This is a genomic window from Pseudomonas lundensis (assembly GCF_015377145.2).
Lineage (GTDB): Bacteria > Pseudomonadota > Gammaproteobacteria > Pseudomonadales > Pseudomonadaceae > Aquipseudomonas > Aquipseudomonas lundensis.
In genome coordinates this window covers 2,809,237-2,832,896 of record NZ_CP062158.2, presented here as the reverse complement: position 1 = coordinate 2,832,896, position 23,660 = coordinate 2,809,237, and the positions used below count along the sequence as shown (strand labels likewise).

General features: G+C 55.1%; 26 protein-coding genes. 11 read left to right on the top strand and 15 right to left on the bottom strand.

Annotation, left to right across the window (positions count from 1 at the left end):
- Positions 1-3: 3 nt before the first annotated feature.
- Both IF654_RS13250 and IF654_RS13245 read right to left on the bottom strand, forming a co-directional pair.
- Entirely contained in the window at positions 4-963 is a 960-nt protein-coding gene (locus IF654_RS13250) for an AAA family ATPase (RefSeq protein ID WP_016780594.1), read from the bottom strand.
- 150 nt (positions 964-1,113) lie between these two features.
- Positions 1,114-2,010 carry a LysR family transcriptional regulator gene (locus IF654_RS13245; protein WP_047275475.1) on the bottom strand — a complete coding sequence of 299 codons (897 nt, stop codon included), beginning with the start codon at positions 2,008-2,010 and terminating at the stop codon, positions 1,114-1,116.
- Between the two features lie 147 nt (positions 2,011-2,157).
- On the opposite strand from IF654_RS13245, the gene IF654_RS13240 reads away from it, so the two are divergent.
- Positions 2,158-2,919: an iron-containing redox enzyme family protein gene (locus IF654_RS13240; RefSeq protein ID WP_094987686.1), complete on the top strand. Its 762-nt coding sequence runs from the start codon at positions 2,158-2,160 to the stop codon at positions 2,917-2,919.
- 32 nt (positions 2,920-2,951) lie between these two features.
- Complete coding sequence (locus IF654_RS13235; RefSeq protein WP_194862902.1) at positions 2,952-3,782, top strand: DMT family transporter; 831 nt, start codon at positions 2,952-2,954, stop codon at positions 3,780-3,782.
- 18 nt (positions 3,783-3,800) lie between these two features.
- Here IF654_RS13235 and IF654_RS13230 read toward each other — a convergent pair whose 3' ends face one another.
- Positions 3,801-4,160 carry a hypothetical protein gene (locus IF654_RS13230; RefSeq protein WP_194862328.1) on the bottom strand — a complete coding sequence of 120 codons (360 nt, stop codon included), beginning with the start codon at positions 4,158-4,160 and terminating at the stop codon, positions 3,801-3,803.
- Between the two features lie 511 nt (positions 4,161-4,671).
- Between IF654_RS13230 and IF654_RS13225 the strand changes: the two genes are divergently transcribed.
- Entirely contained in the window at positions 4,672-9,528 is a 4,857-nt protein-coding gene (locus IF654_RS13225; protein ID WP_047280762.1) for an NAD-glutamate dehydrogenase, read from the top strand.
- Positions 9,529-9,600: 72 nt separating this feature from the next.
- Here IF654_RS13225 and IF654_RS13220 read toward each other — a convergent pair whose 3' ends face one another.
- On the bottom strand, positions 9,601-9,864 hold the full coding sequence (locus tag IF654_RS13220) for a DUF4404 family protein (RefSeq protein WP_047275464.1): 264 nt from the start codon (positions 9,862-9,864) through the stop codon (positions 9,601-9,603).
- A gap of 292 nt (positions 9,865-10,156) precedes the next feature.
- Here IF654_RS13220 and IF654_RS13215 point away from each other — a divergent pair, with 292 nt between their 5' ends.
- The 3 genes from IF654_RS13215 to rssC all read left to right on the top strand — a co-directional run bounded on the left by IF654_RS13215 (position 10,157) and on the right by rssC (position 12,847).
- A complete protein-coding gene (locus tag IF654_RS13215) occupies positions 10,157-10,846 on the top strand; it encodes an MlaA family lipoprotein (RefSeq protein WP_047275462.1) in 690 nt (229 codons plus the stop codon).
- 337 nt (positions 10,847-11,183) lie between these two features.
- Entirely contained in the window at positions 11,184-12,368 is a 1,185-nt protein-coding gene (rssB, locus tag IF654_RS13210; protein WP_194862329.1) for a two-component system response regulator RssB, read from the top strand.
- Positions 12,365-12,847, top strand: a complete 483-nt coding sequence (rssC, locus tag IF654_RS13205) for an anti-sigma factor antagonist RssC (RefSeq protein WP_047275460.1) — start codon at positions 12,365-12,367, stop codon at positions 12,845-12,847. The genes rssB and rssC overlap by 4 nt, the downstream gene beginning before the upstream one ends.
- Before the next feature lie 75 nt (positions 12,848-12,922).
- On the opposite strand, the gene dusA is transcribed toward rssC, so the two are convergent.
- A complete protein-coding gene (gene dusA / locus IF654_RS13200; protein WP_194862330.1) occupies positions 12,923-13,933 on the bottom strand; it encodes a tRNA dihydrouridine(20/20a) synthase DusA in 1,011 nt (336 codons plus the stop codon).
- Between the two features lie 102 nt (positions 13,934-14,035).
- On the opposite strand from dusA, the gene IF654_RS13195 reads away from it, so the two are divergent.
- Positions 14,036-15,160: a site-specific integrase gene (locus IF654_RS13195; protein ID WP_194862903.1), complete on the top strand. Its 1,125-nt coding sequence runs from the start codon at positions 14,036-14,038 to the stop codon at positions 15,158-15,160.
- A gap of 1 nt (position 15,161) precedes the next feature.
- On the opposite strand, the gene IF654_RS13190 is transcribed toward IF654_RS13195, so the two are convergent.
- From IF654_RS13190 to IF654_RS13145, 10 genes are all read right to left on the bottom strand, one after another.
- Entirely contained in the window at positions 15,162-15,437 is a 276-nt protein-coding gene (locus tag IF654_RS13190) for a pyocin activator PrtN family protein (RefSeq protein WP_194862331.1), read from the bottom strand.
- Positions 15,434-15,652 (bottom strand): Arc family DNA-binding protein, encoded by a 219-nt coding sequence (locus IF654_RS23160; RefSeq protein WP_194862332.1) that lies wholly within the window; start codon positions 15,650-15,652, stop codon positions 15,434-15,436. The genes IF654_RS13190 and IF654_RS23160 overlap by 4 nt, the downstream gene beginning before the upstream one ends.
- Positions 15,649-15,891, bottom strand: a complete 243-nt coding sequence (locus IF654_RS13180) for a hypothetical protein (protein WP_194862333.1) — start codon at positions 15,889-15,891, stop codon at positions 15,649-15,651. Before IF654_RS13180 ends, IF654_RS23160 begins: the two co-directional genes overlap by 4 nt.
- Before the next feature lie 68 nt (positions 15,892-15,959).
- Entirely contained in the window at positions 15,960-16,283 is a 324-nt protein-coding gene (locus IF654_RS13175; RefSeq protein WP_194862334.1) for a hypothetical protein, read from the bottom strand.
- 24 nt (positions 16,284-16,307) lie between these two features.
- Positions 16,308-19,028, bottom strand: a complete 2,721-nt coding sequence (locus tag IF654_RS13170; protein ID WP_194862335.1) for a toprim domain-containing protein — start codon at positions 19,026-19,028, stop codon at positions 16,308-16,310.
- A gap of 5 nt (positions 19,029-19,033) precedes the next feature.
- Positions 19,034-19,267, bottom strand: coding sequence for a hypothetical protein (locus IF654_RS13165; protein ID WP_194862336.1), 234 nt, complete (start codon positions 19,265-19,267; stop codon positions 19,034-19,036).
- 72 nt (positions 19,268-19,339) lie between these two features.
- Positions 19,340-19,711: a hypothetical protein gene (locus IF654_RS13160; protein ID WP_194862337.1), complete on the bottom strand. Its 372-nt coding sequence runs from the start codon at positions 19,709-19,711 to the stop codon at positions 19,340-19,342.
- Positions 19,708-19,998: an Ogr/Delta-like zinc finger protein gene (locus tag IF654_RS13155; protein WP_094993981.1), complete on the bottom strand. Its 291-nt coding sequence runs from the start codon at positions 19,996-19,998 to the stop codon at positions 19,708-19,710. Before IF654_RS13155 ends, IF654_RS13160 begins: the two co-directional genes overlap by 4 nt.
- Positions 19,995-20,468: a YmfL family putative regulatory protein gene (locus IF654_RS13150; RefSeq protein WP_194862338.1), complete on the bottom strand. Its 474-nt coding sequence runs from the start codon at positions 20,466-20,468 to the stop codon at positions 19,995-19,997. Before IF654_RS13150 ends, IF654_RS13155 begins: the two co-directional genes overlap by 4 nt.
- Before the next feature lie 39 nt (positions 20,469-20,507).
- A complete protein-coding gene (locus IF654_RS13145) occupies positions 20,508-20,759 on the bottom strand; it encodes a hypothetical protein (protein ID WP_097192441.1) in 252 nt (83 codons plus the stop codon).
- Between the two features lie 101 nt (positions 20,760-20,860).
- Here IF654_RS13145 and IF654_RS13140 point away from each other — a divergent pair, with 101 nt between their 5' ends.
- The 4 genes from IF654_RS13140 (at position 20,861) to IF654_RS13125 (ending at position 23,651) form a co-directional block, all read left to right on the top strand.
- On the top strand, positions 20,861-21,271 hold the full coding sequence (locus IF654_RS13140) for a helix-turn-helix domain-containing protein (RefSeq protein ID WP_194862339.1): 411 nt from the start codon (positions 20,861-20,863) through the stop codon (positions 21,269-21,271).
- A gap of 282 nt (positions 21,272-21,553) precedes the next feature.
- A complete protein-coding gene (locus tag IF654_RS13135) occupies positions 21,554-22,627 on the top strand; it encodes a hypothetical protein (RefSeq protein WP_194862340.1) in 1,074 nt (357 codons plus the stop codon).
- Positions 22,624-23,022 carry a hypothetical protein gene (locus tag IF654_RS13130; protein ID WP_194862341.1) on the top strand — a complete coding sequence of 133 codons (399 nt, stop codon included), beginning with the start codon at positions 22,624-22,626 and terminating at the stop codon, positions 23,020-23,022. The genes IF654_RS13135 and IF654_RS13130 overlap by 4 nt, the downstream gene beginning before the upstream one ends.
- The gene (locus tag IF654_RS13125) at positions 23,019-23,651 is read left to right on the top strand and encodes a hypothetical protein (RefSeq protein WP_194862342.1); all 633 of its coding nucleotides are present in this window, start codon (positions 23,019-23,021) and stop codon (positions 23,649-23,651) included. Before IF654_RS13130 ends, IF654_RS13125 begins: the two co-directional genes overlap by 4 nt.
- Positions 23,652-23,660: the final 9 nt, after the last annotated feature.

Below are 23,660 nucleotides of genomic sequence, written 5' to 3'. Positions count from 1 at the left end.
CGGTCAGGCAACGGCGACGACGTCAAGAATGCGCTGCACCACACGGTCTTGGTCGATGCCAGCGGCTTCGGCCTCAAACGACAGAATGATGCGATGACGTAGCACGTCGAACAATACGGCCTGTATGTCTTCGGGGCTGACAAAGTCGCGCCCGGCGAGCCATGCGTGGGCCCTGGCGCAGCGGTCCAGCGCAATCGAGCCGCGGGGGCTGGCACCATAGGCGATCCACTCGGCCATCTCCGGGTCGAATTTGCCGGGGGTGCGGGTGGCCATGACCAGTTGCACCAGGTATTCCTCCACGGCGTCGGCCATGTACAAGCCGAGGATTTCCTTGCGCGCTGCGAAAATGGCTTGCTGGCTGACCCGGCGCTCGGGCTTGGTTTCGCCGTTCAGGGCTTCGCCACGGGCCTGTTGCAGGATACGGCGCTCGACCGCCGCATCCGGGAAGCCGATTTTGACGTGCATCAGAAAACGATCGAGCTGGGCTTCAGGCAGCGGGTAGGTGCCTTCTTGCTCGATGGGGTTCTGCGTGGCCATCACCAAAAACAGTGGCGACAGCTCGTACGTGCTGCGCCCGACGCTGACCTGGCGTTCGGCCATGGCCTCCAGCAAGGCGGACTGCACCTTGGCCGGGGCGCGGTTGATTTCATCGGCCAGCACCAGGTTGTGGAAGATCGGGCCTTGCTGAAACACGAAACTGCCGGTTTCGGGGCGATAGATCTCGGTGCCGGTGATGTCGGCGGGCAACAGGTCGGGGGTGAATTGAATACGATGGAACTGCGCTTCAATGCCTTCAGCGAGTTCTTTGATGGCCTTGGTCTTGGCCAGGCCGGGGGCGCCTTCGACCAGCATGTGGCCGTCAGCCAGCAGCGCGATCAGCAGCCGGTCGATCAGCTTTTCCTGACCGAGAATCTGCGTTGAAAGAAAGGTTCGCAGCGCAAGCAGCGCTTCACGATGTTCCATCGATGACTGTTCCTGAAAAGGACACCGGCGGCGCATGAATTGCGCCGGGGCTGGGGGCGTTACTTTAATCCATTGCAGGGGGTTGGGACTAATGCCAGTCGGGGTTTTTGTGGAAAAAGCACAAAACAACCCGGTTGTTGAGAATGTTGCTTATTTGCACGCCGTGGCCGGCCCCGGATTCTGCGGTGAAAAGTGCTCTGCCAGCAGGCTGGCGAAGGCATCGCGCGCCGTGTGGCACCCCGTTTCACGGTGCCACACCAGCCGGTTTTGCACCGCTGGCAGGTCGTTGAAACGATAGCGCGTCAAGGTGGCGCCGGTGCCAAAACGCTCCAGCATGCCCTCGGGGACGATGGCCAGCCCGGCGCCGGCGCCGACGCAGCCGATGATGCTGCCCCAGTTGGCGTAGGCCACGCTGTTGATGGGCACGTTGTGTACGGCAAGCCACTGTTCCAGTGTGTCGCGGTACGGACAGCCCGCTGGCCACATGAATACGGTTTGCCGGGAGATGGCGCTCAAGTCCGTGAGCGGCGGATGGGCAGCCCCGGCAATCAAAATCAACGGCTCGTGATAGAGCGCGGTGCTGAGCAATTTGGGGTGCTGAACGTCGATGGCGACAATCGCAGCATCCAGCCGATGGTGCTGGACGTCATCAAGCAGTTGCGGCCATTGGCCGGTCACCAGCTCCAGCGTGACCTCCGGGTAGCGCTGGTGGTATTCGGCCAGCAGCGGCGGCAGGCGCCCGGTGGCGCACGAGTCGATGGCGCCGATGCGCAGTGTGCCGTGGGGCTTGGCGTGGGGCGTGACGGCGCGCCGGGCTTCATCGACCAGCGCAAGGATGCGTTCGCAATACCCCAGAAACAATTGACCGGCGGCACTGATTTGCAGCCCTCGGCCGGCACGGGTGAACAGCACGGTGCCCAGTTCGTTTTCCAGTTGTTTGATGCGCGTGGTGATATTGGACGGCACGCAGTGCAGGTGTTGAGCCGCCAGCGCAATACTGCCGCACTCGGCCACCGACTTGATCATCCTGAGTTGGCTCAATTCCACGGTTCACTCCCCCTGAGTTCAGAACTCTTAATTAATCACTTGTTCGCTGCGCCAGGGCTGACTGACATTGACTTCTGCAAACACTGCGGCTGACGTCAGTGTGCGCTGGATGAAAGGAAGGGTAACCCCTCTGTTAGCGAGGTCAATATGAACATTACAAAAACAAAAGTTGAGTCATTGGCGCAGACCGTGTTTTCACATGGCGCACTCAATAACGGGTTTTATCAACGCTGGCTCAACGAAACCCTGACATTTGCTGAAGTTGAAATTTTTGCCCGTAACTATTGGGCGCGTACCCGGCGCACCGCGACGATGGTCGCACTGTCGTTGCTGCGGGCCAAAACCCTGCAGGCGCGGGTGGAAATCGTCAAGAACCTGTATTCGGAGCTGGGTGGCGGGGATGTGCATAAAGCGCACAGCGCGCTCTTGCAACGCTATTTGCTTGATCTGTTGAGCCGTTTGGCCAAGCGGCCTTATTCGCTGCAAGAACTGGAAGCCGGGCCCTTGTTGGCGTCCACCCAATTATTTATTGATGAACAAGATGCGTTATATGCACCGCACGGATTGGGGCGTTCTGAAAGTCATGTATTAGGGGCGTTGTTGGCGCAAGAGTGGTTGGCGTATTCCATGTTGACGCGTTTATACGAAGGCGCGAGGAATTATCAGTATGCGTATAAACACAATGATGAGTTTCATGAGCACTGTGAGTATTTTCATATTCATATCGGTGAAGCCGAGAAAGAGCACAAAGTTCAGGCAGTTGAAGCCGCGGCCGTTGAATGTTGTACCCAAGAAGACTTCGCCGGACTGTGCGTCGGGTTCAATCGTTTTCTGGCCATTACTGAGCATTATTGGCAAGGCATCGCGGTTGCGATGGCTGAAACCCCGGCGCTGGCGGTGCGCGCTTGAGGCGTGCAACGGCCCCGGCGTTGTCCGGGGCAATGCTGGCAGTGGTGCTGTGCTGGGCGTATTCGCCGATCGGGATTCATATCGGCTTGCAAAGCTACTCCCCCGGCCACTTGGCCTTGCTGCGTTTTTTGGTGGCGTCGCTGTTCATGGGCGTGGTGACGCTGGTGCGCGGCATTGGCTTGCCTCGCCTGCGTGACGCGCCGTGGTTGATGGTGTTGGGGCTGTTCGCCATTGTGATTCACCATGTGGCGTTGAACACCGGCCAGCGCTGGGTCAGCCCCGGCGCGTCCAGTGTGCTGGCGCAGTCAACACCGATATTCAGCACGTTTATTGCGGCAATCTGGCTTAAAGAGTCCGTCAGCGCCTGGCGCTGGTGTTGGGTGGGCACGGGGCTGGTGGGGGCGCTGGTGGTCATTTGGGGGGACAAGGGCTTGGGCACCTTCCGCCCCCAAGGGTTGTTGATACTGCTGGCGGCGTTGTCCTGGAGCGTCTATTTCGCGCTGCAAAAGCACTATTCCAGCCGTTACAGCCCCTTGACCATCGTCTGTTACACCATTTGGGCCGGAACCCTGTTGTTAGGTGTCTATGCACCGGGCCTGGCGACACAGGTGAGCGCTGCGCCGGTCAGGGTCAACCTCGCCGTACTGGTGCTGGGGGTGTTTCCCAGTGCATTGGCCTACCTGTTGTGGGCCTATGTGCTGGCGCACACCGAAGTGAGCCGTTCGGTGTGCGTGATGTATCTGGTGCCTCCCGTCGCCATGTTGATGGCCGCAGTGTTGCTGGGCAGCCATGTATCAGGTGGGGTGCTGTTCGGGATGGCGATTGTGTTGGGCAGCGTGTTTGCGATGCGGCGGGCGGCTTGATGAGAGGTGGGGGCTGTGTCAGCTCAGCTCGCTGGCATAGGTGCCGACGCCATCCAGAATGAGGGTCAGGGTTTGCTCAAGCTCTTGCATGTCCGTGGCCTCGGCGTCGAACTGGATCTCAAGGTGATCATCGCCATTGAGTACGTCAACGTCACCGGCGGCCACTTCAAGCAATAGGCGGGTCGGGCTCAGGGTGACTTTGACCCCTTCCAGTGACGAGGGATCGTTGTCCCCCAGGGAAATCTCCAGCTCATCTTCGTCCGGATAGCGGTTCATCAGAAACATGTCGCCCTGCGTGCTGAAGCAGCAGACCGTGGCGAGGTTCTCTTCTTCCTCGTCGCACGGGTTGGCGAGCAGTAGAGGGGCTGTGATTTTCATGGGCTAATTCCTGGCGCTTGGGCGCCTGCAGAGCGATCAAAAGCGGCAAGTTTGCCAGCCTGCGCGCGTTTGTGCAGGTCTGAATGCTGAAACGGCGCAACTGAAGTGTTTTCGACTGTCAGTCATTTCAGATTACAACGTCAGTAAAACGGTATTTTCCGTGAAGTTTTTTCGTTATCGAGTGCTAGGGTTGAACATGAGCAGCGCCCGCGGTTACGTCCCGATGACTGAATATGTCGCTGCATCGCAAGTATCGCGGGCATCTCTCTCGTTAAGCTGCATCCGGGATAGTTATCTCTAAAGACACAGCCCGCTGAGCGGTCAGTCGTTTTTGTAGATACCCCTCCTGGAACGTGAATGTGACCCCTGGGTCGCGGCCAGCTTCACCTCCCTGTCATGCTGTGCATTGAGGGTGGTTGCCACATCCAGCCTCACGCAGCATGGGCAGCTCCCCATGCGGGAATAGCACGCGACGCTTCTCTCAATAACAAGCCCAAGCGGAGTACCACAGATGGCGTTCTTCACCGCAGCCAGCAAGGCCGACTTCCAGCATCAACTGCAAGCGGCACTGGCGCAGCACATCAGTGAACAGGCACTGCCACAAGTGGCGCTGTTCGCCGAGCAATTCTTCGGCATCATTTCTCTGGATGAACTCACTCAACGTCGCATGTCCGACCTTGCCGGCTGCACGCTGTCGGCCTGGCGCCTGCTTGAACGTTTTGACCCGGCCCAGCCTCAAGTGCGGGTCTACAACCCGGATTACGAACGTCACGGCTGGCAATCGACGCACACCGCCGTCGAAGTGCTGCACCACGATTTGCCGTTTTTGGTGGATTCGGTACGTACCGAACTCAACCGTCGCGGTTACAGCATCCATACGCTGCAAACCACGGTCCTGAGCGTACGCCGTGGCAGCAAGGGCGAGTTGCTGGAAATCCTGGCGAAGGGTACGCAGGGCGAGGGTGTTTCCCAAGAGTCGCTGATGTATCTGGAGATCGACCGCTGCTCCAATACCGCTGAATTGAATGTGCTGAGCAAAGAGCTGGAGCAGGTTCTGGGTGAAGTGCGCATTGCTGTGGCTGACTTTGAGCCAATGAAGGCCAAGGTTCAGGAGTTGCTGGCGAGCATCGACAGTTGCCAGTACGCCGTGGCGGCTGATGAGAAAGCCGAGATCAAGAGTTTTCTGGAATGGCTGGTGGGCAACCACTTCACGTTCCTGGGCTATGAAGAGTTCGTGGTGCGCGATGAAGCGGACGGTGGCCATATTGAATATGACCCGGCTTCCTTCCTCGGTCTGACCAAGCTGCTGCGCGCCGGGCTGACCCCCGAAGACCTGCGCATCGAAGACTACGCCGTCAGCTACCTGCGCGAACCGACCCTGTTGTCGTTTGCCAAGGCGGCTCACCCAAGCCGTGTGCATCGTCCTGCTTACCCCGATTATGTGTCGATCCGCCAGATCGATGCTGACGGCAAGGTGCTGAAGGAATGCCGCTTCATGGGCCTTTACACGTCGTCGGTGTATGGCGAGAGTGTGCGTGAAATCCCGTATATCCGCCGCAAAGTGGCTGAAATCGAACGCCGCTCCGGTTTCCAGCCCAAAGCGCACCTTGGCAAGGAACTGGCGCAGGTGGTCGAAGTGCTGCCTCGCGACGACCTGTTCCAGACACCGGTCGACGAGCTGTTCAGTACGGTGATGTCGATTGTGCAAATCCAGGAGCGCAACAAGATTCGCGTCTTCCTGCGCAAAGACCCGTACGGGCGTTTCTGCTATTGCCTGGCGTATGTGCCGCGTGACGTGTACTCCACCGAAGTGCGGCAGAAAATCCAGCAAGTGCTGATGGACCGTCTGCAAGCCTCGGACTGCGAGTTCTGGACGTTCTTCTCTGAGTCGGTGCTGGCACGCGTGCAGCTGATTCTGCGGGTAGACCCGAAAAACCGCATCGATATCGACCCGCTGCTGCTGGAAAAAGAAGTCATCCAGGCGTGCCGCAGCTGGCAGGACGACTACGCCAGCCTGGTGGTCGAGAGCTTCGGCGAGGCCAATGGCACCAAAGTACTGAGCGACTTCCCGAAAGGATTCCCGGCCGGCTACCGCGAACGTTTCGCGGCGCACTCGGCCGTGGTCGACATGCAGCACCTGATGAGCCTGAACGAGCAAAACCCGCTGGTGATGAGCTTCTACCAGCCGCTGGGGCAGAGCGCCGGTCAGGAATTGCATTGCAAGCTGTACCACGCCGACACACCGCTGGCGCTGTCAGACGTGTTGCCGATTCTGGAAAACCTCGGTCTGCGGGTGTTGGGCGAGTTTCCGTATCGCTTGCGCCACGCCAATGGCCGTGAGTTCTGGATCCATGATTTCGCCTTTACCGCGGGCGAAGGCTTGAACCTGGACATTCAGCAACTCAACGACACCCTGCAAGATGCATTCGTGCACATCGTCAGCGGCGATGCGGAAAACGATGCGTTTAACCGCCTGGTGCTGACCGCCGGTTTGCCATGGCGTGATGTGGCGCTGCTGCGTGCCTACGCCCGTTACCTGAAGCAAATCCGTCTGGGCTTCGATCTGGGCTACATCGCCAGCACGTTGAACAACCACACCGATATCGCCCGCGAACTGACCCGGTTGTTCAAAACGCGTTTCTACCTGGCGCGCAAGCTCACCGCTGAAGACCTGGAAGACAAGCAGCAGCGTCTGGAACAAGCGATTCTCAGCGCTCTGGACGATGTTCAGGTGCTCAATGAAGACCGCATCCTGCGTCGCTATCTGGACCTGATCAAGGCTACGTTGCGGACTAACTTCTACCAGCCGGATGCCAACGGCCAGAACCGTTCGTATTTCAGCTTCAAGTTCAATCCGCACCTGATTCCCGAATTGCCCAAGCCGGTGCCCAAGTTTGAAATCTTCGTGTATTCGCCCCGCGTGGAAGGTGTGCATTTGCGCTTCGGCAACGTGGCGCGCGGCGGCCTGCGCTGGTCGGACCGTGAAGAAGACTTCCGCACTGAAGTGCTGGGGCTGGTGAAGGCGCAGCAAGTGAAGAACTCCGTCATCGTGCCGGTGGGTGCCAAGGGCGGTTTCGTCCCGCGTCGTTTGCCACTGGGCGGCGGCCGCGACGAGATTCAGGCAGAAGCGATTGCCTGCTACCGGATCTTTATTTCCGGCTTGCTGGACATCACCGACAATCTCAAGGACGGTGCGCTGGTGCCGCCATTGAACGTCGTTCGTCACGACGAGGACGACCCGTACCTGGTGGTGGCTGCGGACAAAGGCACTGCGACCTTCTCCGACATCGCCAACGGTATCGCCATCGACTACGGGTTCTGGCTGGGTGACGCGTTCGCGTCGGGTGGTTCGGCCGGTTATGACCACAAGAAGATGGGCATCACCGCCAAAGGCGCCTGGGTCGGTGTGCAGCGCCACTTTAAAGAGCGCGGGATCAACGTTCAGGAAGACAGCATCAGCGTGGTCGGTATCGGCGACATGGCCGGTGACGTGTTCGGCAATGGTTTGTTGATGTCGGACACGCTGCAACTGGTGGCTGCGTTTAACCACCTGCATATTTTCATCGATCCCAACCCGGAGCCTGCCAACAGCTTTGCAGAGCGCAAGCGCCTGTTCGACTTGCCGCGTTCGGCCTGGTCGGACTACGACACCAGCATCATGTCGGCGGGCGGCGGTATTTTCTCGCGCAGCGCAAAAAGCATCGCCATTTCTCCGGAAATGAAAGCGCGTTTTGCAATCACCGCTGACAAATTGACCCCGACCGAGTTACTGAACGCCTTGCTCAAGGCGCCGGTTGACCTGCTGTGGAACGGCGGCATCGGGACTTACGTCAAGGCCAGCAGCGAAAGCCATGCGGATGTGGGCGACAAGGCCAACGATGCACTGCGCGTCAACGGTAACGAGTTGCGCTGCAAAGTGGTGGGTGAGGGTGGCAACCTCGGCATGACGCAATTGGGTCGTGTGGAGTTTGGTCTCAATGGCGGTGCCACCAACACAGACTTCATTGACAACGCCGGTGGTGTTGACTGCTCTGACCATGAAGTGAATATCAAGATCCTGCTCAACGAAGTGGTGCAGGCCGGCGATATGACCGAGAAGCAGCGCAATCAGTTGCTGGGCAGCATGACCGACGAAGTGGGTGCGTTGGTGCTGGGCAACAACTACAAGCAGACGCAGGCCATTTCGTTGGCGGCGCGCCGTGCTTATGAGCGGATTGCCGAGTACAAGCGCCTGATGAACGATCTGGAAGCGCGTGGCAAGTTGGACCGTGCCATTGAGTTCCTGCCCTCTGAAGAGCAGCTCAACGAGCGCGTGGCGGCCGGTCATGGCCTGACCCGTGCCGAGCTGTCGGTGTTGATTTCCTACAGCAAGATCGACCTTAAAGAAGCGTTGCTCAACTCCCAGGTGCCGGATGACGCCTACCTGACCCGCGACATGGAAACAGCGTTCCCGCCGATGCTGGTCAGCAGGTTCGCCGAAGCGATGCGTCGTCATCGCCTGAAGCGTGAAATCGTCAGCACCCAGATCGCCAACGATCTGGTCAACCACATGGGCATTACGTTTGTTGAACGGCTCAAAGAGTCGACCGGCATGAGCGCTGCCAATGTGGCCGGTGCTTACGTGATCGTGCGTGACATTTTCCACCTGCCGCACTGGTTCCGTCAGATCGAGGCGCTGGATTATCAAGTGCCGGCCGAGATTCAACTGGCTTTGATGGATGAGCTGATGCGCCTGGGGCGTCGCGCCACGCGTTGGTTCCTGCGCAGCCGTCGCAATGAGCTGGACGCCGCGCGGGATGTGGCGCACTTCGGGCCGCATCTGGCAGCGTTGGGCCTCAAACTTGACGAACTTCTGGAAGGGCCGACCCGTGAAGGCTGGCAGACGCGCTACCTGGCGTATGTCGAGGCGGGCGTTCCGGAGTTATTGGCACGCATGGTGGCGGGCACCACGCACCTGTACACCTTGCTGCCGATCATTGAAGCCTCGGATGTGACCGGGCAGAACGCGGTGGACGTAGCCAAGGCGTATTTCGCCGTTGGCAGTGCGCTGGACCTGACCTGGTACTTGCAGCAAATCAGCAACCTGCCGGTGGAAAACAACTGGCAAGCGCTGGCCCGTGAAGCCTTCCGCGACGATATCGACTGGCAGCAGCGGGCGATCACGGTCTCGGTCCTGCAAATGACCGATGCCGGTGAGAGCATCGAGGCGCGTCTGGCGCTCTGGCTGGAGCAGAACCAGACCATGGTTGAGCGCTGGCGCGCCATGCTGGTGGACTTGCGTGCAGCGACGGGGAATGACTATGCGATGTATGCCGTCGCTAACCGTGAGCTGCTGGACTTGGCCATGAGCGGTCAAACCGCGATCTGAGGGAAAAAGCAGTAAAAAAAAGCCCCGGCTCGGTTGAGTCGGGGCTTTTTTGCTTTTAATGACCGCTGTGGTTTAGATGCCAATGTTGCCCAGTGTCTGGACAATATTGCGCAGTGTGCCGGCCAGGGTGGGGTGTTCCACTTCAAAGCGTTCTACAGCCAGATTAAGGTTGTCGGCGAGGCTGTTGTCTTGCGTGGCGTTCTCAAGTTTGATTTCAGCATCGATTCGCGCCGCCAGTTGATTCAGATCTTCACGCTCTTTTTCACTCAGCGGCGGATTTTTTTCCAGTTGCTCGCGCAGAGTGTCGAGTTGTTCTTGCAGTTCGCGGGCAGGCATAACGTTCATCCTTTATTGAGAGGCTGTGCGATAGACCATCGTAATGAACAAAAGGTCGATCAAGCGGGCCTTTAGAGTAATCCACTCATGTCCACTTGGCATGATCCTTATCACGGACGCCTGAAAAATGCGCTGTCTTCTGGTCTTCAGAAGGCGCCTGAAGGTCGTCGGGCGCGAGCAGATTGCAAGTTGTGTCGTTAAGGGGGCTGCCTGTTCGACATTTCTCGTTATACTAACGCCCAAAACCAGGGCATAGCGCCCGAGTGTAAGTGTTGCCTAGGAGTTATTTGCTATGCGCTGGAATGATCGTCTAGCCCAATTGTGTCTGGTTGCCGGTGTGGCCATGCTGCCTTTTACCGCTCAGGCCGCGACCGAAGATGACCCGTGGGAAGGTGTCAACCGTGTCATTTTCAAGTTTAACGACACCCTTGATACCTATGCCTTGAAGCCAATTGCTCAGGGCTACCAATACATCACGCCTCAGTTCCTCGAGGACGGTATCCATAACATGTACCGCAACATCGGTGACGTGCGTAACCTGGCCAACGATGTGTTGCAGGCCAAGCCGCACGCAGCGGGCGTGGATACTGCGCGGGTGCTGATGAACACCATCATCGGTGTGGGTGGTTTCTTCGATGTGGGTACCAAAATGGGCCTGCAACGCAATGAAGAAGACTTCGGTCAGACGTTGGGCCGCTGGGGTGTTCCGAGTGGTCCATACGTAGTGTTGCCGCTGCTGGGCCCAAGCACGGTGCGTGACGCGGTAGCCATCTACCCGGACACTTACGCCGAACCCTACCGTTACATGAACGACATCCCGGCGCGCAACATGGCGATCGGCATGGACGTGATCGATACCCGCGCCAGCTTGCTGTCGGCTGAAAAACTGATCACGGGCGACAAATACGTATTTATCCGCAATGCCTACCTGCAAAACCGCGAATTCAAGGTGAAGGATGGTCAGGTAGAAGACGATTTTTAAACCGTTTTTTACCGCTTGCGCAAAAGAGCCCCTCGGGGCTCTTTTTTGTTTTCAGGGCGTTTAAGCGGGCAAATCAAACGTAACTGACCAAGCTTTTAGTCAGCTCTGCGATGGTTCTTATAACTGTGGGGAATTTCTCTTGTGGAACTCCGTCTGCCAGCATCGGGCTGAGCTTGAAACCCCCCGCGGATGGGAGTACCGTCTGCGCCTTACGCGAGCACCTTTGTAGAACTGAGCAATACTCAATACCGGTTCAAGGTGTTTCACAGTACATTCAGTCGTTGAGCCCGCTCAGTGCGTGTTTAATGCCAACCTAATTCTGGCGCCATTTGCCCACATGCAAAAAACCAGTGCCACGCTGCTGATCATTGATGACGACGACGTCGTACGCGCCAGTCTGGCGGCTTATCTGGAAGACAGCGGCTTCAGCGTCCTCCAGGCCAGTAATGGCTTGCATGGACTTCAGGTCTTCGAGCGCGAACAGCCAGATTTGGTCATCTGTGACTTGCGGATGCCGCAAATGGGTGGCCTTGAGCTGATTCGCCAAGTGACGCTTCAGTCCCCCGTGACCCCGGTGATCGTTATTTCAGGCGCGGGCGTCATGAGCGACGTGGTCGAGGCGTTGCGCCTCGGGGCAGCTGACTATCTGATCAAGCCCCTTGAAGACCTGGCAGTGCTTGAGCATTCCGTCCATCGTGCCCTTGATCGCGCCCGTTTGTTAGTGGAAAACCAGCGTTACCGTGAGAAGCTCGAATCCGCCAATCGCGAGCTGGAAGCCAGTCTGCACTTGCTGCAGGAGGATCAGAACGCAGGCCGACAGGTGCAGATGAACATGCTGCCCGTCAGTCCCTGGTCCATCGATGAGTTTGATTTTGCGCACCAGATCATTCCGTCGCTGTATTTGTCGGGCGACTTTGTTGATTACTTCAGGGTGGACGAGCGCCGCGTGGCGTTTTATCTGGCTGATGTTTCAGGTCACGGGGCGTCTTCGGCTTTCGTGACGGTGTTGCTCAAATTCATGACCACGCGCTTGCTGTTTGAATCCAAGCGCAACGGTACACTGCCTGAATTCAAGCCTTCCGAGGTGTTGGGGCACATCAACCGTGGCCTGATCAACTGCAAGCTGGGCAAGCATGTGACCATGGTTGGCGGGGTCATCGATGAAGAGAGCGGCCTGTTGACCTACAGCATCGGTGGGCATCTGCCCTTGCCGGTACTGTACACGCCTGACAGCGTCAGTTATCTGGAAGGTCGAGGTCTGCCGGTCGGCTTGTTTAAAGAAGCCACCTATGAAGATCACACGTTTAAACTGCCTGACATTTTCAGCCTGACGCTGATGTCCGACGGAATTTTGGATCTTTTGACGGAGCAGACGCTCAAAGAGAAAGAAGCTGCCTTGCCTCAATTGGTGAAAGCAGCGGGCGGCAGCCTGGAAGGTCTGCGCCAAGTGTTTGGTTTAGCTACGCTCGGGGAGATGCCGGATGATATCGCCTTGTTGGTGTTAAGCAGGAATCTGAAATGAGTACCGGTAGAATTCAGTTCGCCGAACAGGATGGCACTTTCGTCCTGAAGTTTGTAGGTGAAGTGCGCCTGACCTTGTGTTCGGCACTGGATGCGACGATTGAGAAAATCTTCACGGCGTTGAATTTTTCCGCCATCGTGATCGATCTGACCGATACGCGCAGCATTGACAGCACGACCCTGGGGCTGCTTGCGAAATTGTCGATCCTGTCCCGGCAGAAAGTCGGCCTATTGCCCACTGTCGTGACCACCCATGAAGACATTACCCGTCTCCTGCAATCCATGGGTTTTGATCAGGTTTTCAATATCGTGGGTACGCCCTTGCCTTGCCCTGAGTGCCTGACCGATCTGCCTTCACAGGATCAGTCGGAGGAGGTCGTACGGGTCAAGGTGCTGGAAGCCCATAAAATCCTCATGAGCTTGAATGATTCCAACCACGAGGCTTTTCATGATCTGGTCAATGCGCTCGAGCGTCATTGAATCCAGGCCATGCATAGCAGCCATACATAAAAAGGAGCCGATCCTGCGCAGGATCGGCTCCTTTTTGTTGCGGTGTCAGCGACCTTCCAGCAGCTCTCCGGCTTGATCCAGCAGCGCCAGAGGATCTTTAGCCTTGTGAATATCCACTGAAAGCAACTGGCGAAAGCGTCGAGCGCCCGGAAAACCTTGGCCCAGCCCCAAAATATGACGAGTTACGTGATGCATCGCACCGCCAGTTGCCAGATGTTGAGCAATGTAAGGGCGCAACAACGCCAATGCCTGGGCGCGGGTGACGACCGGCGCTTCACTGCCAAATAACTGCTGATCGACCTCGGCCAGAATGTACGGGTTGTGATAAGCCTCGCGGCCCAGCATCACACCATCAAACGTTTGCAGATGCGTTTTGCATTGATCGAGGGTTTTGATCCCGCCATTGAGAATGATCTCAAGCGCTGGAAAATCGGCTTTGAGCTGTGCGGCCACGTCGTAGCGCAAGGGCGGAATATCCCGGTTTTCTTTGGGGGAGAGCCCTTCAAGAATCGCGATTCGCGCGTGTACCGTAAAACTTTCGCACCCTGCATCCCTCACCGTCCCGACAAAGTCACACAGTTGTGCGTAACTGTCGCGACCATTAATACCGATGCGATGCTTGACTGTAACCGGTATCGACACAGCATCGCGCATGGCTTTAACACAATCGGCCACCAACACGGGATGAGCCATCAAGCATGCGCCAATCATATTATTTTGCACCCGATCGCTCGGGCAGCCGACATTCAAGTTCACTTCGTCATACCCGGCATCTTGCGCCAAGCGTGCACATGCCGCCAAATCTGCAGCCGTGCTTCCCCCTAGCTGCAATGCCAGCGGATGCTCGGCCACGTCATGCCGCAGAAAACGCTCTGCATCACCATGTAAAAGCGCGCCAGTGGTCACCATCTCGGTGTAAAGGAGCGCGCGCTTGGACAGCAGGCGTAAGAAAAAACGACAATGACGATCGGTCCAATCCATCATAGGGGCCACGCTAAAGCGTCTGGACGCCGCAGAGCCTGTGTTTACGTGGGGTGTAGCTGAATTCTGTACCATTTTGCTCTACGTGTTTTAAGCGTGTTTTAGGGGGTTTTAGGGCGTTTTTCGAAGGTCGCTGGTACAATGTACCATCTCATTTTCGAATTGTACCAGTTGACTATGGCCACGATCAGAGTACGCAAACGCACCAACGGCAGTAACAGTTACACGGCACAAATACGCCTGATCCGTGATGGGGCGCAAGTTTACCAAGAGAGCCAGACATTCACCCGCAAACAGACGGCTCAAGCGTGGATTCGAAAGCGTGAAGCTGAACTTGACCAACCCGGCGCGATTGAGCGGGCAAACCGCGAAGGCGCTACGGTCAAGGAAATGATCGAGCGCTACGTGCTCGAAATGGAAAAAGCCCGCGCACTAGGAAAAACCAAGCTGGCCACCCTCAAAGCGATCAGCGAATCCTACTTGGGCCAGATAAATGACCAAGATTTGAACTGCCAGATACTGGTCGAGTATGCGGTCTGGCGAATGGGGTCAGAGGGCGGCGGTGTGCTGCCGCAGACAGCCGGTAATGATTTAGCACACTTGGGCGCCGTTCTATCCATCGCTCGCCCTGCATGGGGCTATCAGGTGGATCCTCACGCGATGGGTGATGCCCGCAAGGTACTGCGCAAGCTGGGTTACAACATGCGCAGCCGTGAACGCGACAGACGCCCGACACTGGATGAGCTGGACATGCTGCTGACACACTTCCAAGGCATCCTTGCCTACCGCCCAAGCTCAATCAACATGCTCAAGATGACCGCCTTCGCGTTGTTCTCGACGCGCCGCCAAGAAGAGATTACCCGTATCAAGTGGGCTGATCTGGATGAAGCGGGAAACCGTGTCCTGGTCCGGGATATGAAAAATCCGGGGCAAAAACTTGGCAACGACGTGTGGTGCCATTTGCCACCCGAAGCAATGGCCATCATTAAGACAATGCCCAAGGCAGTAGAGGAAATATTCCCGTACAACGCCGAGTCCATATCCGCGTCCTGGACACGCGCCTGCAAGTTTTTGGGGATCGAGGATTTGCACTTTCATGACCTGCGGCACGAAGGCGTCAGCCGACTGTTTGAAATGGATTGGGACATTCCTAGGGTGGCCAGCGTGTCCGGGCATCGGGACTGGAACTCCATGCGCCGTTACACGCATTTGCGGGGAAGGGGTGACGCCTATGCAGGCTGGCCATGGCTGGAGGTTGTCCTGAAGGCGCCCGTCATTCTGGGCGCCCGGGCCACGAAGTGAATTAACGGCTACGCGGTGCGCTGTTGAGCTGGTGACTCTCCTTCATCGCGGCAGCGCGCTGGCCGTCCAGATACTCGGACAAATCCGAGATGTGCACGCCCTTGGCACTTTTCTGGCTGGCTTCCATCCGTGTGATTGGAATTTTTATCAAACCTGCCATTACCTTGCGTTCAAACATATTGGTGGTCAGGTGGGTGAAGTAGTCCTTGCAGACGCGCTCAAGCGGTATCACCACCTGTCCGTTGTATTGGGCCATCAGGACAAAGAGAGTTTTCAATGCTTGGCTTCCAATTCAGTAATTCGGTCTAGCAGTTGGGCAATCACTCTGTTCTTTTGGTCGAGTACCCGCTCCAGACTAAGCGAGCGCTCCAGTCGAATGATTATTTCGCCATTCATGCTGCGTTGATTCCTCGACGCTACAGCAGCAATTTCCGGGCGTAAGCCATCGGGTAAGCGGATTACAAACTTGTCCTGTACGCGTGAGTCATTCATTGCTGTGCTCCTTTAACGATTGATCCGGCGAGTAATTGAGCAACCAGTGCTGCATCGCGCTCTGATAGCTCGCCCAATGTCTGGGCCATAGTGCTCAGGCTCTCCAGCCGCACACGCGCCTCAGGGGATTTGTGCACCAGGTAGCCGATCATTGCGGCGCCGATGATGGCGGTGGCCACCAAGTGTTTTGCGGGTGTGGTAGCCTTCACTTCGCTGCTGCTTTGGTTTTTCACTTTCATGGTGTGCTCCTTAGTAGTGGTTGGTGCCGGGGAGGGCCAACTCCTCGACACCCCTTTTTATTACCGACTCAGCCGATTTTTTGTTCAGTAGCTACTTTTCGTACCAGGTGCAGTATCAAGCTCTCCAATTCAGCAACTTCGTCTGTTGCGGATTGCCACTCCAATACGGCTTGGATTTGCTCTTTACTGCACTCCAGGACCAGAATTTCGTAATCCCCTTTCGCAGCACAGACCTCTAAAATTTCGATCAGGCCAGCAGCTCCGTAGGCATCTGCGTGCACGGTGGAATGTTTGCCGACAGTCTCTGATATCCAGTTCTGCAGCCCTGTGACCTGGTTTGCGTGGGTTATAAGTCCGTTTGGACCTGTTGCTGTCATGACTTGGATATGCATCGTTTTTCCCTCTCTGGGTTGTGGTTAGGAAGCTTGGAAAATCCAGCAGCGCACGGTTTTAGGTTTGTCGAACAAGGGGTTTGCCGCCGACTGGGCTGCACGGATAACGCTGTAGGTCGGTTTGTTGATTTCCAGCAGCTTGCGGCTGCGGCAGTCCCCCAGCAGCGCGCGTAAGGTTTTGAGGTCGGCCAGGTTCTGGCGATGTTCGCTGGCCTTTTCGGCGAATTCGTTAAGGTTGATCGCGATCAGTTTCGGATCGTTGCTGTGATTGACCTGCTGGCCTTCGCCCAGGCTTTCGAGGTAGTCGTAGACTTCCCAGAACTCGGCCACCAGCGGGTGATCGGCGCTGATCGCCGATTGGCGCTCAAGGGCCATCGTCACCAGTTGTTGCTGAGTGGTAGCCAACTGGTTTTCATCCAGCGGGCAAACCAGGCGCAGGCAATCAAGCAGGGCCAGCATCTGGCTGTGGTTTTTGATAATCCGCTCGACGCGGATTTCTTTGAGTTTGCGCAGGCGTTCTTCGTGCACGATCACGCGTTCGGCAAACTTAGCCATCACCTGTGGCTCTGCTCGTACGGCTTTCAACAGGAAATGGCTCAGCAGCTCGACCGGGATCTGGTTCAAGTTGTCAGCGGCAATCCGACTCTCTGTCGTCACCGCTGGGCGTGCAAAGTGCAGTTTGACAATACGGGTCAGGATCGCTTCAGACGCGCTGACGGCGGCGTTCTGGCTGATGGCAATGGTGGCGCGAAACGGTGGTTCATAAGTCTCGTTGCCACTGGTTTTCATGCCTTTCGTGCCCAAGGTGCCGCCGCCGAAAAACTCCTTCAGTTCGTCCCAGTCAAAACCCTTGGCGTGCAGTTTGTCCGGTTCGTTACGGTCGCCCTCAATCAACACCACCGGCATGTTGGACACTTGGCCCATCGCCCGTTGACGGCCTGCTCGGGTGGATTTGGATGGGTCGAAACCTTCCTTCTCCTGTCCCAGCAGCTTCCACAGGAACGTGAGCAGCGTGGTTTTACCGGCGCCGGCTTCACCGGTGGCTTCCAGAAACGGAAAGGATTTGTACTGTGCCCGGATTTGCTCTGCGAACAGTGAGCCAAACCAGAAGGTCAGCGCGACCACACCATTTGCCCCGAAACACGTCCATAGCATAGGCAGCCAGTCTTCGCGGTACTCCTTGGCGTCCCGCTGGATGTGCATAGGGTTGGACTTTTGCAGCGTCTTCAAACGCAGCTTGCCGAACTCGAAATAGTCCTCTTTGTTGACCTCGCTGAGCACGCCGTTGCGCACGGCAATGTCGCCGAACACGTAACTACTGTGCTGTTTGCTGTAACCGATAAAGTCGATGGTTTCTACAGTTTTCAGGCCAAACAGCTGGTCTTTCATGATCTTGTCGAGGTGTTGGCCGCTGCCGGTGAAGACTGCGCCGGCAGCCATCCCCAGCAGGCGCTTTTTAAACTCGCTGGCTGCTGCGACCTGACCACCTGTGAAGGTATTTTTGACGCTGCCGCCGTCATGCGGGAAGTCGATACGGAAGTAGTACCAGGACTCGTCCGTCACTTCGTTGCGTTGGAAATACAACGCTTGTGGGTAGCAGTTGGCAATTTCTACCACGCCGCCACATTGGCGCAAGGCCTTGTCGCGGCGCTGTTTATCGGTGAGTAACTGGTCTTCTTGGCGCTCAGAAGAATCGAGAGTCTGCATGGCCTTATCGAATTTCAATAAATCCATCTTGAACCAGTACAGGCGGCTGTCGAATCCGAAGTGGAACTCGTGCCGTTCGCGCCATTCATACATCAGCACGCCTTTCTCGGTAGCGCTTTCGGCAATCAATAGAGCGCCGTGATACCGGGCTGTTTTCAGGTCATGAGCTATGCGATCCGTACGCTTGTCGAGGTCGTCAATGACGATCCAGCGTTGATGCAGATCATTCCAGTCGTGTTTGCGGTTGTCTTGTTGCGGGATCTGCGCAGCTTCGCAGACGTAGCCGAGGTCACGCGCCATGCTTACCCAGCGTTTGGTGTAGCGGTGGGCACCGGGTTCGTTATCCAGCGCCCAAACCAGCTTGGGCAATTTGCCGCCGCGCTGCCGCGACAGCTCTTTCAGGGACGCTTCGGGGAAGGCATTGGAGGACATGGCAGAGACGGCAGCGATGTCGTGGTGTGCCAGGGCAATGGCATCGAAAATGCCTTCGACAATCCATAGCTCTTTGACCTCGAGCAGATCAACGCTCGGCGGGCACCACCAAACACCTTTGTAACTGTCGCCCTGTTTAAAGCGGGCTTTTTGTTTGCCGAAGCGGTGAGGGCGGTCGATTAGACGTTCCCAATACCCCCCTTTCTCAAGGGCGAAGCGCACTGTCGCACTGCCTGCGTTGTGCTGGGCTGAGTAGAAAGAGTCCTGGGTAAACCAACCCTGAATCAGTTCAAAGCGAAAGCCGCGAGCAAACTCCAGATAGGCGCGGGCTGTTGCGTTGGGGTACTGATCCGTTGAAGGTGCTCGCTTGGTCCAGTCGTCAAACAAGTCCTCGTACAGTTCTTTGACATGCCAGCTCTGTGCGCATTTTCCTTCCCTGCCGCAAATAATGAGCCACGGGTTTTTGTGGTGGGTATACAGCTCTTTCTTGCCACACGCGGGGCAGCGGCCGCCGCGCATGTAGTGGGTGCCTGAGCGATGTTTCAGCTCGTAGTCGCTTTCAAGACGTCTGAGCACTTCAGCGCGCAGTTCATGTTCCATATTCATCGGGATTACTTCACTGCTCTGAGGCTGTGTGTGAGCGCGCCCATCAGGCGCTTTTGTGCGGCCATCACCGGCATGGCGTTGAGAATGGAGCCATGACGCAAGCCTTCGGGTATCAGTCGGAATTGGTCGGCGTACCAGACTTCGTTCAGTACCTGGCTATAGCGCCCACGCAGTTCGGCAAGCAGCAGCTCAGCCTCTTGCTGGGTCAGTGCGGCGCTGATTTCGACCGGCTGTTTCATGGTCCACCTCAAATTTCGGGCGTAGCTCACCCCAACCCATTGCAAACAGGTCTGGAGACGGGTGGTTAAGGGTTAGGGTGTAACGAGGCGCAGTCGGCGATTGTCGGTTGCGTTGATTATGCGTTCGTAAATCAGATTGACCGGGACCGCCCACGTAAGGCCGCTGGAGGGGTCAGTCACAATGGCGACAGTGGTAGAGCTGGCATCAACATCCAGTTGGTGACGATTGCTACTGCACTTCAGTTCGCCATAAGCCCGCGTAACTAACTTTTCAGCCATGTGCAGTGGCACCTCAAGACTGCCGGTCAAGTGCTGCACCGCACGGCTAAATAGCAACTGATCATTGCCCAGATGCTCGGATTGGTGGCGTTGCAAGAAGAACAGGGCTGCCAACTGCATGCTGACCTCATATTCCTGATGCTCGGTGTGGGTTGCTGCATTCATATCGCACGCTCCATTTCCAGTTGGTCCAGCAGGTCAGGGTGATCGGTGGGTGAGAGCATCGCCGCGCGGCGCTGGGCGACATTGGCTATTGGCAGCTTGACCGCTGGGTTGGCCATACCGCTTGGGCTCATCTCATGAGTCATTTCAAATTCGGCGCGGACTGACCAGCCACAGGCTTCGTTCGTGCATTGCAGATAAGCAACGCGCAGGAAAATGTGTGTGCCCTCACTGGTGCGAATGCGCATACGGGAGTGGCAGTGTGGGCAAACCAGTTTGTAAGTGCTCATGACGCGGCTCCTGCGCTGTAGAGCTGGATGGTCGCAAGCACTTCGGCGTAGCGGGCAGACATATAAAGACTCAACGCGTTGATGATGGCTTCGCCTTCGTGTTTCTCGATCACACCATCGTCCAGTGCCTGAGCGATGATTTGATCAACACAGCCACGTTTAGCGGCGGCTTTGACTGAGCGACTGAACAGCTCGATGTTATCCAGCGTGCCTGGTGCTGCCAGCGGCACAAATATGCCGCCGTACATCGTGGCTACATAGCTGGGCAGGAAGGTCGTACCCGTTTGCTGCTCAAGCCTGAAAATGTGCTCATCCGTTAACGGACGGCTGCCGGCGTTTTCGTAAGCCTGGTTATCAAACTTTTTGAGATTCATGCCGAGGTTGGCAGCGGCATACGCTCGGCCACCGGGATAACTACAAATCACTGCACTGACCACGTCTTTTCGGGTGCCTAGAACTGGGCGTTTCATCTTCTGGTTTCTCCCTGGAGTCATCGCCCCTACAGTTGCTTACGCCGTTCTTGAAACAAACGGCTGCTTATCGCTCTCAGCCAAAATGCCGGGAAGCACCTCTTTGCCAATCAATCGGGACAAGTCCTGCATGATGCGAAACGACAAACGGCCTCTCGGCAGCGTTTCGTGACCGGCCCAACGCTCTACCACCTGAGTAACTGTGCGCACTTCATAGCCGTGACTGAGAGCGAACTGACGGAAATTACTGCCGCATTCGATCAGTCGCGCTTGAATCTGGCGCTTCTCCATGGCTTGACTCATGGTTTGAGTGTTCCTAGTTGGTTAAGATGTACCTGTTTGTTCGCAGTATACGCACCCAATCGAGTGCGTCAACCGGATAGTATGAAAAAATGAGTATAGCCAAGCGTCTGCGAAGTGTCCTCGACCTGAAAGGCCTTTCTATTAAGGAGGCCTCGGAGTTGGTCGGAATCCCCTACAGGACGCTCCAGAACTACCTTTTGGACGAGCGAGAACCAAACGCGAAAGCGCTTTCGGCTATTCGCACCCATTTGGGTATAAGCGTTGATTGGCTACTCACCGGTGAAGGCACCATGACCGGTGATGCTCCGCAGCAGGAGCAAACAGGCGCAGTCACCGTTAACCCCCAGGAAGAAGCCATTCTTGAGCTGTTTCGTTCATTAGGAGAGGCGGGCAAGCGGGAGATACAGAGCGCTGCTGAAGAAAAGAAACGCCTGATGGATGTTGAGCAGCGTCTTAAGGATTTGACGGAAATTCTTGCTGATACCAAAAGGCCAGCTTAGTCTGTACACATTAGGAACGGATCAGCTAGAAAATCGCTGGTCCAAATTTATAGTTGCGTTTGCGAACGATTAGCACAGTGGATGCCATAGATCTCAGCCTCGGACAAGGAAATGCCTTTAATGTCAAATACTAGTATTCTTCTACAAGTTTCATTTGTTCTGCTTGGAGGAAGGCAATCTAAACGTTCGCTTGGATCTGCGTGGCGTGGTTCTTTCCGACTCGTACCATAGACTTCTGGTTTTTATTCTTTCCTGAGTTAATTCTTTATTTTGGAAGTATTTATGAGTAACGCAGAGCGTCTAATAAAAAATTTAAAATCTCGTGCAGGAATTAATGTGGCTCAAGCAATTTTAAGGGCTGCGAAATTGCCAACAGCTCGAAGCTGGACTGAGCTTGAGGCGATAATTACTCAGGCAGTTGAGAAAGATCCCGCTATCTATGAGGCGTTGTTGGCGGCTCTTCACGTTCAGTTAGTTTGTGACATGAAAGCAACGTCCTATTTTTCAATAGCTCCTGAAAAAAAACTCGCTGTGAAAGCTGCACTGCTTGGACTGAAAATTGCAGATACTGAGTTTTCAAAAGCTTTTCCTTTGTCAGTTTCAGTTGCTGAGTTAGAGACTGATAATGGGGAGTTGAAAGCAATACATTCATTTAGTGATGAGTTCGGTGTTGGAGTGGTTTTTTCGAGGAAAAGAGTTTTTAGTGTTTCGGAAGAGTACAGTTATGAGAAGTTTACAGACTCCATGTTGGAGCAGTTTCCCGATCATGATAAGATAATTGCAATTAAAAACTATCACCATCAGACATTTGATATTGTGTACCTGAATTTGCAGTATAGCGTTTTGGAGTTGAGGGCGGACATTACTCGAAGTGACTCTCTGTTGCAGACTGTCAAGCAGCAAGATAAGTCTAGTACTGATTTGCGCAATATGACACAGGTGCTTTTGCTTGCGTGCTTAAAAGAAAAAGTTATGGGGTCGCCTAGGAATCTTTTTCCGTTAATTAAGAAGATATATTCCGATCCGTCGGGTGCAGTTAAAAAGCTCGGTTTTTCTACGGCATCAGGGTCCATAAAAACTGAAACAATGAAAGGTGGAGTGGATTTAAGGCAGGAACCTTTTCACTTGAATGGTGCCAAAGCTATAAACCATGAAATGACATTATATGAAGTGGCAATAATTTGGCATCGGATTGATATAGATAGCGTGAATTCGAAACCCGAGCTGTACGTTCCTGGAACTCATATGAACTCCGTTTCACTTGAGCCTCGCTGTGATTTTGCTATACTCAAAGGCATACGATCTAATTGCGACACAAACTTTGTACTGCAAAAAATGGCGTCTTTTGAAAAATGATAAGTATCGACCAGTTATATGAAAAAATTCGAGCCGAGACTTCACCTCTTGGGTTAGATGTTTTTTGTCATAAATTGGTTGATCTGGTTTTGAATTCCCCAATTGATCATCCTGCTTATACTTATGCTGCTCTAACTGAGGCTGTTGATGGTGGGGCGATTGAGGAGTTGCAGCAGGCATTAAACTACTTGAAATCTTCTCCTATCAATCTGTTTGTGCAGCAATATCAATATGTTGACGTTGATGGCGTACCTTACGACATAAGTAAAGAAGAATTGCAGGCTGCTTTTTTGGATGATGCTTTATGTCATCCGGAAAATGGCTTTCAGGATCGAGAGTTTAAAGATAGGGTTTATGTTCTATATGTTGCTGATAAGACGGTGATTCAGCTATGAAAGTTAGCGATATCATGCAGTTGTCAGATAATAGCCCTGTAAAAGTTTCCTTGCTTCAGGATATTGCCCCTAGTTACGATGCTTTTTGCGATCTTGTAGAACAGAAAGTTCTAGATGTGGCTTTGGAGCTGGAGCGTAATAAACCTCTCTATCACGCTATGGGAGAGGATCAGTTGACGGGTATTTTCGTTATTTCGCTGAAGACCTCGGGATTAGATGCTGATCACGACACTTATAGGAATGGTCATGTCGATTTGTTGGTTAAAAGCGGTCGTTATGAGTGGATGGGTGAGGCGAAGTTAGATAATGGTCCAGCTTACCTGATGGAAGGTTTTCGTCAATTAGCAGATCGTTACACGGATGGGAATCCTACGAGCAGTCGTGGTGGTCTATTAATTTACACTCAAAAGCAAAATAAAACCGTGCTGATGGATAATTGGCTTGAGCACGTGGCAGGTAATTATGAGGTTTTAGTTGAATGTGTAGAGCGTTGTTCCGAGACTTTATCGTCTCGTACAAAACATACGCATAATGCTACGGGTATAGACTATAAGATTCGGCATATAGCAGTTTCGCTCTATCACAAACCTACTGACAAAAGTGCTCGGGCGCGTAAGGGGAAGCAGTAGCTCTCTAGA

Coding starts and splice junctions, on each gene's coding strand:
- IF654_RS13250 (WP_016780594.1), bottom strand. CDS start 963: ATGGAACATCGTGAAGCGCTGCTTGCGCTGCGAACCTTTCTTTCAACG.
- IF654_RS13240 (WP_094987686.1), top strand. CDS start 2,158: ATGAACATTACAAAAACAAAAGTTGAGTCATTGGCGCAGACCGTGTTT.
- IF654_RS13235 (WP_194862902.1), top strand. CDS start 2,952: ATGCTGGCAGTGGTGCTGTGCTGGGCGTATTCGCCGATCGGGATTCAT.
- IF654_RS13230 (WP_194862328.1), bottom strand. CDS start 4,160: ATGAAAATCACAGCCCCTCTACTGCTCGCCAACCCGTGCGACGAGGAA.
- IF654_RS13225 (WP_047280762.1), top strand. CDS start 4,672: ATGGCGTTCTTCACCGCAGCCAGCAAGGCCGACTTCCAGCATCAACTG.
- IF654_RS13220 (WP_047275464.1), bottom strand. CDS start 9,864: ATGCCTGCCCGCGAACTGCAAGAACAACTCGACACTCTGCGCGAGCAA.
- IF654_RS13215 (WP_047275462.1), top strand. CDS start 10,157: ATGCGCTGGAATGATCGTCTAGCCCAATTGTGTCTGGTTGCCGGTGTG.
- rssB (WP_194862329.1), top strand. CDS start 11,184: ATGCAAAAAACCAGTGCCACGCTGCTGATCATTGATGACGACGACGTC.
- rssC (WP_047275460.1), top strand. CDS start 12,365: ATGAGTACCGGTAGAATTCAGTTCGCCGAACAGGATGGCACTTTCGTC.
- dusA (WP_194862330.1), bottom strand. CDS start 13,933: ATGGTACAGAATTCAGCTACACCCCACGTAAACACAGGCTCTGCGGCG.
- IF654_RS13195 (WP_194862903.1), top strand. CDS start 14,036: ATGGCCACGATCAGAGTACGCAAACGCACCAACGGCAGTAACAGTTAC.
- IF654_RS23160 (WP_194862332.1), bottom strand. CDS start 15,652: ATGAATGACTCACGCGTACAGGACAAGTTTGTAATCCGCTTACCCGAT.
- IF654_RS13180 (WP_194862333.1), bottom strand. CDS start 15,891: ATGAAAGTGAAAAACCAAAGCAGCAGCGAAGTGAAGGCTACCACACCC.
- IF654_RS13175 (WP_194862334.1), bottom strand. CDS start 16,283: ATGCATATCCAAGTCATGACAGCAACAGGTCCAAACGGACTTATAACC.
- IF654_RS13170 (WP_194862335.1), bottom strand. CDS start 19,028: ATGAATATGGAACATGAACTGCGCGCTGAAGTGCTCAGACGTCTTGAA.
- IF654_RS13165 (WP_194862336.1), bottom strand. CDS start 19,267: ATGAAACAGCCGGTCGAAATCAGCGCCGCACTGACCCAGCAAGAGGCT.
- IF654_RS13160 (WP_194862337.1), bottom strand. CDS start 19,711: ATGAATGCAGCAACCCACACCGAGCATCAGGAATATGAGGTCAGCATG.
- IF654_RS13155 (WP_094993981.1), bottom strand. CDS start 19,998: ATGAGCACTTACAAACTGGTTTGCCCACACTGCCACTCCCGTATGCGC.
- IF654_RS13150 (WP_194862338.1), bottom strand. CDS start 20,468: ATGAAACGCCCAGTTCTAGGCACCCGAAAAGACGTGGTCAGTGCAGTG.
- IF654_RS13145 (WP_097192441.1), bottom strand. CDS start 20,759: ATGGAGAAGCGCCAGATTCAAGCGCGACTGATCGAATGCGGCAGTAAT.
- IF654_RS13140 (WP_194862339.1), top strand. CDS start 20,861: ATGAGTATAGCCAAGCGTCTGCGAAGTGTCCTCGACCTGAAAGGCCTT.
- IF654_RS13135 (WP_194862340.1), top strand. CDS start 21,554: ATGAGTAACGCAGAGCGTCTAATAAAAAATTTAAAATCTCGTGCAGGA.
- IF654_RS13130 (WP_194862341.1), top strand. CDS start 22,624: ATGATAAGTATCGACCAGTTATATGAAAAAATTCGAGCCGAGACTTCA.
- IF654_RS13125 (WP_194862342.1), top strand. CDS start 23,019: ATGAAAGTTAGCGATATCATGCAGTTGTCAGATAATAGCCCTGTAAAA.